Below are 14,660 nucleotides of genomic sequence, written 5' to 3' on the forward strand. Positions count from 1 at the left end.
TTTATGGAAAACTTGTTGGAATTAAATAATATTTGGAAAGTTTTTGACGGAGTTCCCGTTCTTAAGGGTTTGGATATTTCTTTGGCAAAAGGAGAAGTTCATGCCATACTCGGAGGAAACGGTTCGGGAAAATCTACATTAATGAAGATTATATCGGGAACTTATCAATCAAGCAATGGGACGATAAAATATCTTGGCAAAGAAGTTAATTTTACAAGACCTTATCAAGCTCATAGAGAAGGTATTTATTTAGTTCCGCAAGAACCTAAAATATTTCCTTATCTTTCTATTTTGGAAAATATAACGATAGGGCTTTCAAAAGTAAACGGAGAGACTATAGAAAAAGTAAAGAGCATAGCCGAAAAAATCGGTTTTAAAGTTTCGTTAAGAGATGATGCGGGAAAATTAACTATAGCTAATCAGCAGCTGGTTGAAATAATAAGAGGATTAATCAGAAACGCTAAAGTTTTGATATTGGACGAACCTACAAGCACTTTAACTGTTAAAGAGGTTAAATCTCTTTTCGATATAGTTCGTCCTTTATTAAAAAACGATATAGGAGTATTTTTTATATCGCATAGAATAAACGAAATTTTTGATTTTTCAGACAGAATAAGCGTTTTAAGAGATGGCAATATAGTATTATCTGGGAATACTTCCGATTTTGAGCCTATAGATTTAATAAAAGCTATGATTGGAAATTCGGATTATAATGTTTCGCAAAACTGCAATACAAAATACGATATAGGCAAAGTTATTCTTTCCGTTCATAATTTGTCTTCCGAAGTTTTTAAAGACATATCTTTTGATGTGAGAGAATCCGAAACATTAGGAATAGCGGGAATAGTAGGAGCGGGCAGAACGGAATTAGCTTCCGCAATAGTAGGTTTAGAGCCTTATCATAGCGGCGAAGTGATAATGGACGGTAAAAAATTAATTCCTTGCGATGCTAAATCCGCCAGAGAAGCAAAAATTTCTTATATACCCGAAGACAGACATAAATATGGCATATTTTTAGATATTCCTTTTTATGAAACTATATCTTCGGAGATTCTAAAAAAGATTTCAAAAGTATTCTTAAATAAAAAGCAAGAAAAAGAAATTTCTAAAAAATATGTGGACGAATTAAAAATAAAAGTCTTAAACGATGAGCAATATTCAAGAATGCTTTCTGGAGGAAATCAGCAGAAAGTGGTTATTTCAAAAATATTAACTACAGAGCCTAAAGTCGTTATTTTAGACGAACCTACTAGAGGAGTTGACGCTAAAGCGAGAGAGGATGTTTTTCAAATAGTGAGAAACTTAAAGAAAAAAGGAGTCGCCGTTATTTTAATATCAAGCGATTTGGAAGAAGTTATTAATAATAGCGATAGAATTATAGTAATACATTCTGGAGAAATAAATTTAGAATTGGATAAAAAAGATTTTTCTATGGAAATTATTACTCAAGCTTCTTTTGGAGTTATATAATGCGTTATTTAAAAAATAAATTAAGAGAATTATTTGTAAAAAGAGAAACTTTAGTATTTATAATTTTAACTCTTATAATTTTATTATGCGGAGCTTTTAATAGAGATTTTATAAGAATAAATAATTTGCTTGGAATATTAGTTTCAAGTTTAATTCTTATAATGCTTTCTGTAGGCGAAACTTTTGTAATAATTACTAAAGGAATCGATGTTTCCGTAGGAGCTATAATGGGATTATCTGCAGTTTGTATGGGAATGGTTGCAAATATAAACTCTGAAATTTCTTATTTTGTAGCCATATTAGTAGGATTATCCGCGGGAGTTATAAACGGATTTGGAATATCGATAATAGGAATTCCGCCAATAATAATGACTTTAGGAACTATGGGACTTTACAGAGGATTAATGCCAATAATCACTGGCGGAAGTTGGGTAGATTCTGTTCCGCAATCAATAAAAATTATAGCCCAAATTAAAGTATTTAATATCAATTTATTTATTATAATAGTATTTTTCATTATATTAATTTCAATGCTTATATTAAGATTTTTTTCTATAACGAAATCTTTTTATGCGGTTGGCGGAAACGAAGAAGGAGCTTTTAATTTAGGAATAAGCGTTAGAGCCACTAAATTTTTCGCGTATTTAATATCTGGTTTCTTTGCTTCAATAGCGGCGATTATATTCGTTTCTCAATTAAGTTTTATACCAATGAACGCTGGAAATGGCGAAGAAATGCGGGCTATTGCTTCAAGCGTTTTGGGCGGAGTTAGTTTATCTGGAGGCATAGGAACTCCAATTTCTTCTACTATCGGAGCGATATTTTTAACCACAATAAACAGCGTTCTTATTTTTTTAAAAGTGCCTTCATATTGGAATGACGCAATAGCGGGAGCGATACTTATAGCGATAGTTTTATCTGATTATAGAGTTAGAAAATATTTGGAAGATATGAGAAAGAGAGCGAGATTCTCTTCGGTTAGAATAAAAAGCAAAATAGAAAAAATTTCAAGGAGCGCAAAATAATGAAGAATACGATTATAAAATATTGTAAAAATTGGGGATTTATTTTATTTATTCTACTTATTTTAGAAATATTTATAATAGGATTTGTTAATACAAATTTTCTTAATATAAGCAATCTTTTATATTCGTCTAACGATTTTATGCATATAGTAATAGTTTCAATACCTTTTACTTTAATTTTAGTCACTGGTGGAATTGATATATCTATTACTTCCGTTATGGGTTTAACTTCTATAGTTTTCGGTATGCTTCATACTTTTTTGAATATGCCATTTTTTCTTGCAATTATTTTAGCTTTGTTATGTGCTTCTTTATGCGGACTTATTAACGGTTTTTTAGTTTCAAATACGGATATTAATCCTCTGGTTATAACTTTAGGAACTATGTTTCTTTATAAAGGAATAGCCATAGGAATCGCTGGCTCTTCTGGAGCCGCTGGTTATAATGGAATAACAGGTTTTTCAGATTCTTTTTTAACTTTAGCTTATGGAAGTTTAGGAAAAATTCCTTATCCGTTAATTTTTATAATTTTTCTTGCAATAATATTTGCGATTATTTTGCATAAAACGAGATTGGGAAGACAATATTATTTAGTCGGAGTTAATAAAGATGTCGCTTCGTATAGCGGAATAGCGGTTAAATTTACAATAACTACAGCTTATATATTTACAAGTTTATGTTCGGGCGTTTCTGGAATAATATTAACTTCTTATTTTACTTCTGCAAGAAGCGATTTGGGTTCTGACGCTTTACTTCCAACTTTAACTTCTGTAGTATTGGGAGGAGCGAGCATAAATGGAGGAAGCGGTTTTATAGTTAATACGGTTATAGCATGCTTTTTTATAGGATACTTAAAACAAGGACTTATGAGCATTGGTATAAGTAGCGATGTATCTCAAATAATAGTAGGAATACTATTAATATTAACGGTTACATCAAAAATAATTATATCAAAGATAAGATTAATTATGTTAAATAACAAAATTTTAAATAAAGTTATTTAAAAAAATTTTTATTTTAAGGAGGATACGATATGTATCATTCAAACAAACTTTTTACAATTTTATCGAGGGTTTTTATTTTAATATTAACTCTCACGGCGATTTTTTCTTGTTCGGGTTCTAAAAAAGAATCCGCAAAGGGAGAAAATATAAAAATCGCTTTTATCCCTAAAATAACGGGAAACGGCTTTTTTGAGTCGGGCGGACGAGGCGCTCTTGAAATGGGAGAACAATTAGGAATAACCGTTAAATATGACGGACCTAACGAAGCTAATGTTTCAAAGCAAATAGAGTATATAAATAATTTTGCAAATCAAAATTATAACGCTATAGTAGTTTCGTCATTATCGCCTACGGCTTTGAATCAGGCTTTAGACAGAGCGAGAGCCAAAGGAATTCATATACTTACTTGGGATAGCGATGTCGACCCTGCATACCGTTCTTTTTATATTAATCAAGGAACTCCAAAACTTCTTGGCGAATTATTGGTAAAGATGGTTTCAGACCAAATGCCAGACGGAAAAACTGCAAAAAAGAAAGTCGCATTTTTCTATTCAAGCCCCGAAGTGACAGACCAAAATGCATGGACGGAAGAGGCAAAAGCTTTGATAAAGAGAGAATATTCTAATTGGGAAATAGTTACTACTCAATACGGATATCAAGACCCTCAAAGAAGTTTACAAACGGCTACGGATATTTTAAACACATATAAGAATATAAACGCTATTCTTTGTCCAGACTCAACCGCATTGCCTGCAGCCGCTCAAGCCGCCGAGAATTTAGGAGTTGGCGGAAAAGTAATTATAGTCGGATTTTCTACTCCTAACGCTATGAAACAATATGTTGAAAGCGGAACTATAAAACAATTCGGATTATGGGATGTTGTAGTTCAAGGAAAATTATCGGTTTATATTGCCTATCAATTGGCTTTAGGAAAAACTTTCAATGTAGGAGATAAAATTGAAGTTCCTGGAATAGGCTCGGTAGAAGTAGCCGCTAATAAAGAGCAAGGATACGATTATGAAGCCGACAATAACGGTTTAATAATATTGCCTGAAAGAGTCGTATTCACAAAAGATAATATTAATAATTATGATTTTTAATATTTAATTAATATTTTAGCGCCGTTTAATATTTTAAATGGCGCTCTAAAAAATAGGAGGAATAAAAATGAAATATATTTTATCATTGGATGCGGGAACGGGAAGCGTTAGAGCTATTATTTTTGATAAATCTGGAAATCAAATAATAGAATCTCAAAGAGAATATATTCATAAAGTTAATCCAAAATATCAAGGAAGTATAGATTTTGATATAGAAAATAATTGGAAACTTATTTGTAAATGCATTAAAGATGTTTTAAAACAAATTTCTCCTAACGATATATTGGCAATTTCAACGACAAGTATGAGGGAAGCTTTTGTATTATACGATGAAAATAAAAAACCTATTTGGGCTTGCTCAAATGTAGACGCGAGAGCTTATCAAGAAACTATAGATTTAAGAAAAAATAAAGAATTAGAAAAAGATATTTATTATATTAGCGGACAAACATTTTCTTTAGGAGCGATTCCAAGATTATTATGGATAAAAAATAACGATAAAGATATTTATAATAAAGCATGTTATTTAAATATGTTAAGCGATTGGATAGCCGTTGAACTTGGAGCGGATATATTTATAGACCCAAGCAACGGTTCTACATTAGGACTTTTTAATTTAAAAACTAGAAATTTTGATAAAAAAATATTTGAAATGTCCGATTTGGATTTTAAATTTGCAAACGCTAAAGTTTTGGAATCGGGAACGATTATGGGAGAGGTTAATAATAAAGCGAGCAAAGAAACGGGACTTAAAGAAGGAACAAAAATAGTTATGGGCGGAGGTGACGCTCAACTTGGAACTATAGGAGTCGGCGCGGTTAATGAAAAAGATACCGTTATATTGGGCGGAACTTTCTGGCAGCAGGAAGTTAATATGAAGAGTCCGATTATTGATAAAGACGCTAGAATAAGAATAAATTGTTCTTCTATAAGCGATTTATGGCAGGCTGAAGGAATAGCTTTTTATCCTGGTTTGGTTGCAAGATGGTTTAGAGACGCTTTCTGCGAAGACTTAAAAGAGATAGCAAAAAAGAATAATACTAACGCTTATAAATTATTGTCGGATAAATCTAAAGATATTCCCGCGGGCTGTTATGAGATTATACCGATATTTTCCGATAAAATGAATTATATTTCTTGGAAACATGCCGCTCCTTCTTTTATTAATATGACTATAGACCCTAATAAAACTAATAGATATTCTTTATTTAAATCAATAATGGAAAATGCGGCTATTGTTAGTTATAATAATATAAAGACTATAGAAAATTTTTCAAATATAAATATAGATTATTTAACTTTTGCAGGCGGAGCTGCGAATGATTCAGTTTGGTGTCAAATACTTGCCGATGTATTGCAACTTGAAGTTAGAACTACTAAAGTAAAAGAAGCTACGGCATTAGGAGCTGCAATTTGCGCTTGTGTAGGAATAAATTTATACAAAGATTTTTATGAAGCGGCGGATATTTGCGTCAAAAAAGATATCGTATATTATCCCGATAAAAATAATCAAAAAGTTTACGCTAATCTTATAAACAAATTTAACGATGTTTATAAAATTCAATTAGAATTGGCGGATAAAAATTTAACTACGCATATGTGGAAAGCGGTAGGAGAATGAAAATAAAGAATAATAAAAACAATAAAAAAATAATTAAAAAAGAGGTAAACAAAAATGAAAAAATTAAACGAATCAGAAATAGAATATAGGAATAATAATATATCTGGTCCTAAATATCTATTAAGAGGTCCTTATTGCGATGTCGGTTTGGTGATAATACAGCCAGGCGAAGATTTCAATACTCATTATCATCAGAATACGGAAGAAGATTTTTATACTTTGGAAGGAAAGGTTGATATTTATGTTGACGGAGAAAAAATCGTAATTTCCGAAGGCGATATTATACAATTGCCTCCACCGACTAAACATTATATAAAAAATAATTACGATAAGCCTTGGAAAGCTTTATTCGTAAAAGCGCCTTTTCATGAAAAGGATAAAGTTAATGTTGATTGGCTTCCAGAAGAAGATAAATAAAGACAATAAATAATTTAAAAAATTAGGAGAATTTTAATTATGAAAGCTTTAATATTAAGCGAAAATTTTTTTGAGGATTCTGAATTATTTTATCCTTATTTTAGATTGATAGAAGAAGGTTATAAAGTTGATATAGCGGCTTTGAAAAAAGGAATTATATCGGGCGAATATTTCTTTAAGGTAAAAGCAAATTTGAGTCTTGACGATGTTAATCCAAAAGATTATAAACTGCTTATTATACCTGGAGGAAGAGCGCCAGAATCTATAAGAGGAAATAAAAGCGTAAAGAAAATAATAAAATATTTTGTAGATAATTCTCTTCCAATAGGTGCGATATGTCATGGACAGCAAACTTTAATATCCGCTAATGTTTTGGAAAATAAAGACGCTACTTGTTATAGCGGAATTATTGACGATTTGATTAACGCTAAAGCAAATTACAAAGATGAAAAAGTTGTGGTATGCGAAAATATAATAACTTCAAGATGTCCTGACGATTTGCCTTATTTTATGAGAGAGATAATGAAAAAGATATTTTAAAAAATTAATTTATTATTAATAAAGCGGAAAGATAGACGCGGAAGAAGTTATAAATGAAATATTTGAAAATTTTTGTATTGGAAAATAATTTTAAATATTTTATTAAAAATATATATTCTAATTATTTTTTATTCTTCTTCAAATTATTTATAGCAAGAATTAAAATATGCGCAACCGACATATCAATTTCTGGAATTCTTAAAGCCTGCGATATATTATAAGGTTTAAATTGTTTTAATTTATTTATTTGGTCTATCTTCACGCTTTGTAAAGTTGAATAATCAAAATCTTTAGGAATAATCATATTCTCGTATTTTTCAATATCTTTAATTTCGTTTAAGTATCTTGAAATATAGCCTTCGTATTTTATATAAGTTTCCGCATTCTCCAAAACATTTTTATTATAATCTTTATCGATAAATTTTAAAACCGTTTTTATATTGCATTCGGGACGCTTTATTATTGACGCTAATGTCATCGTTCTAAATTCTTTAGCTTCTTTAATAAATCCCGATTCTTCGGTTTCTTTTTGTGTGAGAGTTCTTTTATTTAGAAAGTCGACTAATATTTGAGTTTTTAATTTTTTATCTTTAACTCTTTCCAATCTCTCTTTGCTTGCCAAACCTATATTATAAGATAGTTCGGTAAGTCTTTCGTCAGCGTTATCTTGTCTTAAAAGCATTCTATGTTCCGCTTGAGATGTAAACATTCTATGAGGTTCTTTTGTTCCTCTTGTCGTTAAATCGTCTATCAAAACTCCTATATATCCATCGCTCCTATTTAATATAAAAGGCTCTCGTTTTTGAATTTTCAAAGAAGCGTTTATTCCCGCAATTAAACCTTGACAAGCCGCCTCTTCGTATCCGCTCGTTCCGTTTATCTGTCCCGCTAAAAATAATCCTTCTATTTTTTTAGTTTCTAAAGTTGGTTTTAATTCAATCGGATTAATATAATCGTATTCAATCGCATAAGCTGGCTTTAATATTCTTACATTTTCAAGTCCTTTTAAACTTCTTATCATTTTAATTTGAACTTCTTCGGGCAAACTCGAAGAAAAACCGTTAATATAAACTTCTTTAGTTCTATGGCTTTCTCTCTCTAAAAATAATTGATGCCTTTCTTTATCTGCAAATCTCACAACTTTATCTTCAATGCTTGGACAGTATCTAGGACCTATTCCTTTAATTACTCCGCTATACATTGGTGACAAATGAATATTATCCGTAATAAGTTTATGTATATTTTTATTTGTATAAGTTATATAACAGGGAGTTTGATTAATTTCAATATTATCGTTTAAGAAAGAAAAAGGAACAATTTCATTATCTCCAAATTGAGTCTCTAAAATATCCAAATCTATAGAATCAAAATCTACTCTCGCTGGAGTTCCCGTTTTTAATCTGCCAACTTCAAAACCTAAATCTCTTAAATTATCCGACAAACCGATAGCGGGAAGCTCGCCAATTCTTCCCGCTGGTTTTTGATATTCGCCTATATGAATGAGTCCGTTTAAGAATGTTCCCGTAGTTAATATAATCGCATCGCTTAAATATTCTATTCCTCTTTCGGTTTTCAATCCTTTTACAATATTATTTTCAACTATTAAAGAATTAACTATATCCTGATGCAAAGTTAAATTATTTTGAAAGTATAAACTTTTTGTAGCTTCATCTCTATAAGCGTATTTATCCGATTGAGCCCTAGGCGCCCAAACCGCTCGCCCTTTGCTTCTGTTAAGCATTCTAAATTGCATCATAGTTTTATCGGCTAAAATTCCCATCTCGCCGCCCAAAGCGTCAATCTCTTTTGCAATAGTTCCTTTTGCAACTCCTCCGATTGAGGGATTGCATGACATTTGCCCTATTGTATCAAGATTAATTGATATTAATAAAGTTTTAGCTCCCAATCTTGCAGAAGATAGAGAGGCTTCTATTCCTGCATGTCCGCCGCCTACAACTATAATATCATATTTATTATTCATAATTTTACCGTTAATTTTTTCTGATAAATAATTTAAAAGTTTTAAAATAATGATATATTAAAAATTTCTTATTGTCAAAAAATTTAATCTTTTATTTTTATTAAATCAAGTTCGTATAAAAAAGGAATATCCTTTTTAACTTTTACTATATAAAATACGGAAGACAAAAATATTCCTACTAAAGCTAATATAAAACTTAAATCGCTTAAATTAAAAGACACTTTATATAAAGTCAATATTGAAACGGGAATATATATTCCGCCCGTTAACGAAGTGATTATAAAAAATAATATTAGAGTAAAAACGGGAGAGCTTATAATATTATTTTGAAGTATAAAATCCATTCCCAAATAATTTATAGATATTTGCAAATATAAATGCGTAATGAATATGCAAGATAAAATAAAAAATCCTATAGAATACATTTTTTCTCTTTTTACGGTAAAGCCCGCTATAAATAAAGCCAATAATATAATAGAAAAAATATAATCGCTTATTATAATTGAAGTTCCTATTATTGAAAGCTCTAAAAATATTAAAATTAACATCGGAAGAAATTGTTTTTTAATAGAACTAAAACCAAAAAAAGTATATATTACAATTTTTGATTTAATATTTCTGTATTCGTAATATATTCGCCTAAAATAACTTATAAATATTAAAGCGATTGAAATTAAAAATAAAGCGGGAAAAAGCGTAGCTATTATTATAACGGAAGATTTTTTATTTAAACTTTCATCCTCAACATTTAAAATTTTAGATTGAAAAAAATTATCTTTAATATTTATATACGCAAACTCTTCGTAAGATATATTCGTATTTCCCGTAGAGCCGACATACAGTATATGCATCAAAACTATAGCATTGCCCGATTTTATTAAATTAAGTTTCGCTCGCGCTATTCCGTCCTCGTCCGTAGGAACGACAAAAATATTCGTATAAGATTTATCTTCATTTTCTGAAAATTCTAATTCTTTTATATTGTTAATCTTTTCGATTTCAAATTGAAAAATATCGGGATTTAAAGATGTAAATCTAACTAATCTATTAACTAAAGGAAAACCTCGCCTCTCTATCAATATTGAAATTTCGTTTATAGCGTTTGTATCCGCGATATTAAAATTATTTTCTTTATCGTAGGTAAAAATATATTCGGGAGATTTATTTGAAGATTCTTGAGAAAATAAAACAGAAGCGAATATTTGCATTATAATAATTATTAATAAATATTTTTTCATTATAACCTAATCTTAAAAATAATTTAAAAAAGAACATTCAGTCAATAAAACATGAATGTTCTTAAAATTAAATTTCTACAAAAAGTTTTTATAAAAATTATTTTTTTATAAGAGCGACTATCTCTTCGTTTTTAACGATTAAATATTCCGTATCGCCGTCTTTAATTTGAATGCCCGCATATTTATCGTATATAACTATGTCGCCTTTTTTAACTTTAATGTCTTCGCTTTCGCCTATTTCAACAACTTCGGCTTTTTGAGTTTTTTCGGTTGCCGTTTCTGGAATATATATTCCGCTTGAAGTTTTTGATTCTTGTTCTAACACTTTCAATAGAACTCTATCCGCTAATGGTTTAATAGATGACATTTATATAACTCCTTCGCCAACTTTCAATTTGGCATTGTAAAATAAAATCTAATTAATTTTTTAATAAATTATATAATGAAGATAATTAAAAGTCAAGTATAAAAAATAATTTTTAATAAAATCTTATTTATTATAAAACTTTGGAGCTAAAAGTCCCATTATGCACATAATAATAAATCCGCTCGATAAAGATAATATTGGATTTAAACTTATTCCGCCTATTAAAACGCCGATAAAAGACGCTATTGCCACAAGTCCCGCATAAGGTATTTGAGTCGTTATATGTTCTAATAAAGGACAATTACTTCCCGTAGACGACAATATTGTAGTATCCGATATAGGCGAACAATGGTCTCCAAATACCGCTCCCGAAACCACAGAACCGACATTTATAAGAAGAACATTCAAAAGCGCATCGCCCGTAAATCCGTTTGCATTCGCTAATCCCGTAGCTATAGGTATAATTATAGGAATCATTATCGCAAAAGTTCCCCAACTTGTTCCCGTAGAAAAAGCTATTACGCATCCAAGCAAATAACCAATTGCCGGCAAAAGCCAAAGAGGAAAACCTCCGCCTTTTACCGTTTCAGAAAGAAATGCAGCAAGTCCAAGTCCGCCGTCTTCTGGGCTTGATTTAATTACATTTCCAATAGTCCAAGCCAATGCCAAAACAATCAAAGCTGGAACCATAGATTTTACGCCTTCCATTATAGAATTTCCCGCAGAACGAATATTTAATAATTTTCTCGCTAAATAATATATATAAACTATAATTAAAGATATTATAACTCCATAGAAAAGCGATTTTGAAGCGTCAGTTTGTATAAAAGCATCGCTAATACTCATACTTGAAATAGCTTGAGAAAAAGTTTCTATTCCTTCAGTTCCGACTAATCCCATATATGTAGTTATTGGAAACATTGATATGCAGGCTATTATGAGAATCAAAATAGCTATAACCATATCAAACCATTTCGCCTTATCGTTAGAAGTAGTTTCTAAATTTCCAGGACATGCTCCGTATAATTCTTCGTCAAATAATTTGCCGTTTAGAGCGTTATCTTCGCTTCTTTTCATTGGACCGAAATCTTTTAACCAAACCGATATTAAAACTACAAAAGCCAAAGTCAATAGAGGATAAATAGAATACGGAATCATTCTTATAAAGAAAATAAATTCGCTCATATTAAGAGATGCGAAACCTTCAGAATCTCTTATATAACTCATAACTGTTACAACCCAAGTTGAAATTGGAGCGAGTATGCAAACGGGAGCCGCCGTAGCGTCTAATATATAAGATAATTTCGCTCTTGATATTTTTTTCTCATCGCAAGCTGGACGCATAACTGTTCCAACAGAAAGACTATTAAAATAATCGTCTATAAATATTATAAGTCCGAAAAACCATGTAAATAATAAAACGCTTTTTTTAGTTTTTAAATATTTGCTTGCCCATAAACCAAAAGATTTTGTAGCCCCCGTTTTTGAAAGCATACTAACGAAAGCTCCGAGCAAAGCGCAGAATAATAATATTCGCACATTCCAAGAATCGCCCGTCATAGCGGCGACTTTATCGGTAAACATTATAATAGCCAAAAAAGGATTTCCATGCGCTATTATTAAAGTTCCCGATAATATTCCCAAAGTGAGAGATATTATAACTTCTTTAGTCACCAATGCTAAAATAATCGCTAAAAGCGGAGGTATGATACCAAATAAACCGTAATGTTCCATAATTTAAACTCATATATATTTTACTTTTTATAGTAATATATTATATTAAATGGTTTAGTATGTCAAGTTTTATTTATAAAATTTATAATTAAATTTTAATTTTTTTTTAAATTGATAGATAAAAAAATATTGACAATTATTAATAATACTTTATAATATAACATTAAAATATTTAAATAAAAGAGGTAATTAAAGAATGTTCACAGCCACATTATACGCTCAAGGCGGACAACAAGCCGCGGGAGGAAATCCCTTTATGTCTATAGGAATGATGGTAGCTATATTTGCCATATTCTATTTTTTACTAATAAGACCGCAAAAAAAACAACAACAAAAATTACAACAAAGCATAGCTAGTTTGAAAAAAGGCGATAAAATTATAGTTTCTGGCGGAATTGTAGCCGAATATGTTTCGGACAAAGAAGGCGGAAGAGTCGCTATAGTTAAAGTAGGCGAGAATACAAAAATTGAAATAATTAAATCTTCAATATCGGCAGTTGTTACGGAAGATATGTTAAATCCTCCAAAAAAAGAAGATAAAAAATCAAAAGAAGAAAAGAATCAAATAAAAGAGGATTTAGAAAAAGCTCAACAAGAAGATAAAAAAGAATAATTAAATTTAAAATTTATAGGAATAAAATATGAGTCATAATTTAAGATTAGCTTTTATAATTATAGGGCTTGCCGTTATGGGTTGGTTTATCGCTCCAACGGTTAGATGGTATTTCTTTACTTCGGAAGACAAAAAAGAAGAGAGCAATTTATCTCTGGACGATATGATAACCGAAGGATATACAAAAGAACAAATAGATAAAGTTCAATCATATAAAAGATTAAGAAACGAATCGGTTAATATGGGATTAGATTTGCAAGGCGGAATAAGAATAGTTTTGCAGGCAGATTTTGAAGAATATGCAAGCAGACTTGAAAGAAATGTTTCTTCTTTAAGCGCCGAAGAGAAAAACGAGGCTATGGATAGACTCATATCGAGGTTAAGAGGAAGAATAGACCAATTTGGAGTAAGCGAAGTAGGAATAAGAAAGCAAGGCGAAGACAGAGTAGTAGTCGAGCTTCCAGGAGCGCGTGACCCCGATAGAATAAAGAGCGTTGTTTTAAGTCAAGGCGCTTTAACTTTTAATTTGGTTGATGAACAAGCTACGGCTTTAATAAATAGCAACGATATGGTTATGGGCGTTTTTACTAATTTTGCAAAAGTTCCCGAATATGGAAAACAATTATATTTTTATAGCGAAAAAGACGATTTCGGAAGAAGAGTTAGAGGCGCTCCCGTTATAATAAATAAAGAGCCTTCACTTGAAGGAAGTTCTTTAATCGATGCAAGCGTTACGGGAGGAGAATTTGGCGAGGCAAATGTTTCTTTTGAACTTAATAACGAAGGTTCTACTCAATTCGCTTTAGTAACAGCTCAAAATGTTAATAGAATGCTTGCTATAGTTTTGGACGATAAAGTTATAAGCGCTCCAAATATAAATCAAGAAATTAGAGGCGGAAGAGGAGTTATTACGGGAAGATTTACAATCGAAGAAGCTCAAGATTTGGCAAGAATATTAAAAGAAGGAGCTTTGCCTTTAAATGTTACAGTTATAGAGGAAGCGGTTGTTGGGCAGTCAATAGGAGCGGATTCTGTTAAAGCGGGAACTACGGCTTTATTTATGGCTTTTATATTAGTGGCTTTATTTATGATAGCGACTTATAGGCTTTCGGGAATTCTCGCTACGATTGCAATGCTTATAAATATTGTTCTCGTTATAGCGGTTTTATCGCCTTTAAGATTTACTTTAACTTTGCCTGGAATAGCGGGATTAATTCTCACTATGGGCATGGCAGTTGATGCGAATATAATTATTTTTGAAAGAATAAAAGAAGAATTAAAAATAAAATCAAATATTGCAGACGCCATTATTTCAGGTTATGATAGAGCTTTTGCCACTATATTTGACTCGAATATAACAACAATAATAGTGGCTTTAATACTTTGGATATTTGGAAGCGGTCCAGTTCAGAGTTTTGCGATTACATTATTCTTCGGTATTTTGATAAATCTATTTACGGCGGTATTTATAACAAGATATATTTACGAAGAAATTATAAGAGCAAAACTTGTAAAAAAAGCGGGTTTCTTCTTTATTTGATATTTTAGAT

Annotated in this window: 13 protein-coding genes; 9 read left to right on the forward strand and 4 right to left on the reverse strand. The window is 30.7% G+C overall.

The genetic code is table 11. The features are described from left to right. The first annotated feature begins 3 nt into the window (after nt 1–3). The 7 genes from EPJ79_RS10315 (at nt 4) to EPJ79_RS10345 (ending at nt 7,177) form a co-directional block, all read left to right on the forward strand. A complete protein-coding gene (locus EPJ79_RS10315) occupies nt 4–1,470 on the forward strand; it encodes a sugar ABC transporter ATP-binding protein (RefSeq protein ID WP_147739419.1) in 1,467 nt (488 codons plus the stop codon). Next, nucleotides 1,470–2,495, forward strand: coding sequence for an ABC transporter permease subunit (locus EPJ79_RS10320; RefSeq protein ID WP_147739420.1), 1,026 nt, complete (start codon nt 1,470–1,472; stop codon nt 2,493–2,495). The genes EPJ79_RS10315 and EPJ79_RS10320 overlap by 1 nt, the downstream gene beginning before the upstream one ends. Continuing rightward, entirely contained in the window at nt 2,495–3,499 is a 1,005-nt protein-coding gene (locus EPJ79_RS10325; RefSeq protein ID WP_147739421.1) for an ABC transporter permease, read from the forward strand. The genes EPJ79_RS10320 and EPJ79_RS10325 overlap by 1 nt, the downstream gene beginning before the upstream one ends. A gap of 29 nt (nt 3,500–3,528) precedes the next feature. Beyond that, nucleotides 3,529–4,599: an autoinducer 2 ABC transporter substrate-binding protein LsrB gene (gene lsrB, locus EPJ79_RS10330; protein WP_147739422.1), complete on the forward strand. Its 1,071-nt coding sequence runs from the start codon at nt 3,529–3,531 to the stop codon at nt 4,597–4,599. A 67-nt stretch (nt 4,600–4,666) separates the two neighbouring features. Continuing rightward, nucleotides 4,667–6,220, forward strand: a complete 1,554-nt coding sequence (gene lsrK, locus EPJ79_RS10335) for an autoinducer-2 kinase (RefSeq protein ID WP_147739423.1) — start codon at nt 4,667–4,669, stop codon at nt 6,218–6,220. Between the two features lie 54 nt (nt 6,221–6,274). Further along, nucleotides 6,275–6,637 carry a cupin domain-containing protein gene (locus EPJ79_RS10340; protein ID WP_021958416.1) on the forward strand — a complete coding sequence of 121 codons (363 nt, stop codon included), beginning with the start codon at nt 6,275–6,277 and terminating at the stop codon, nt 6,635–6,637. 39 nt (nt 6,638–6,676) lie between these two features. Continuing rightward, nucleotides 6,677–7,177, forward strand: coding sequence for a type 1 glutamine amidotransferase domain-containing protein (locus EPJ79_RS10345; RefSeq protein ID WP_147739424.1), 501 nt, complete (start codon nt 6,677–6,679; stop codon nt 7,175–7,177). A 121-nt stretch (nt 7,178–7,298) separates the two neighbouring features. Here EPJ79_RS10345 and mnmG read toward each other — a convergent pair whose 3' ends face one another. The 4 genes from mnmG to EPJ79_RS10365 all read right to left on the reverse strand — a co-directional run bounded on the left by mnmG (nt 7,299) and on the right by EPJ79_RS10365 (nt 12,497). Then, on the reverse strand, nt 7,299–9,158 hold the full coding sequence (mnmG, locus tag EPJ79_RS10350) for a tRNA uridine-5-carboxymethylaminomethyl(34) synthesis enzyme MnmG (RefSeq protein ID WP_147739425.1): 1,860 nt from the start codon (nt 9,156–9,158) through the stop codon (nt 7,299–7,301). An 83-nt stretch (nt 9,159–9,241) separates the two neighbouring features. Then, nucleotides 9,242–10,396, reverse strand: a complete 1,155-nt coding sequence (locus EPJ79_RS10355; protein WP_147739426.1) for a hypothetical protein — start codon at nt 10,394–10,396, stop codon at nt 9,242–9,244. Nucleotides 10,397–10,493: 97 nt separating this feature from the next. Further along, on the reverse strand, nt 10,494–10,763 hold the full coding sequence (locus EPJ79_RS10360; RefSeq protein WP_021957748.1) for a co-chaperone GroES: 270 nt from the start codon (nt 10,761–10,763) through the stop codon (nt 10,494–10,496). Between the two features lie 123 nt (nt 10,764–10,886). Then, the gene (locus EPJ79_RS10365; protein WP_147739427.1) at nt 10,887–12,497 is read right to left on the reverse strand and encodes a Na+/H+ antiporter NhaC family protein; all 1,611 of its coding nucleotides are present in this window, start codon (nt 12,495–12,497) and stop codon (nt 10,887–10,889) included. 196 nt (nt 12,498–12,693) lie between these two features. Between EPJ79_RS10365 and yajC the strand changes: the two genes are divergently transcribed. Together yajC and secD are read left to right on the forward strand one after the other, a co-directional pair. Next, the gene (gene yajC / locus EPJ79_RS10370; RefSeq protein WP_147739428.1) at nt 12,694–13,110 is read left to right on the forward strand and encodes a preprotein translocase subunit YajC; all 417 of its coding nucleotides are present in this window, start codon (nt 12,694–12,696) and stop codon (nt 13,108–13,110) included. A gap of 28 nt (nt 13,111–13,138) precedes the next feature. Further along, a complete protein-coding gene (secD, locus tag EPJ79_RS10375; RefSeq protein WP_147559985.1) occupies nt 13,139–14,650 on the forward strand; it encodes a protein translocase subunit SecD in 1,512 nt (503 codons plus the stop codon). Nucleotides 14,651–14,660 lie beyond the last annotated feature (10 nt).

It is taken from the genome of Brachyspira aalborgi (assembly GCF_008016455.1).
In the GTDB taxonomy this organism is placed as follows: Bacteria; Spirochaetota; Brachyspiria; order Brachyspirales; family Brachyspiraceae; genus Brachyspira; species Brachyspira aalborgi.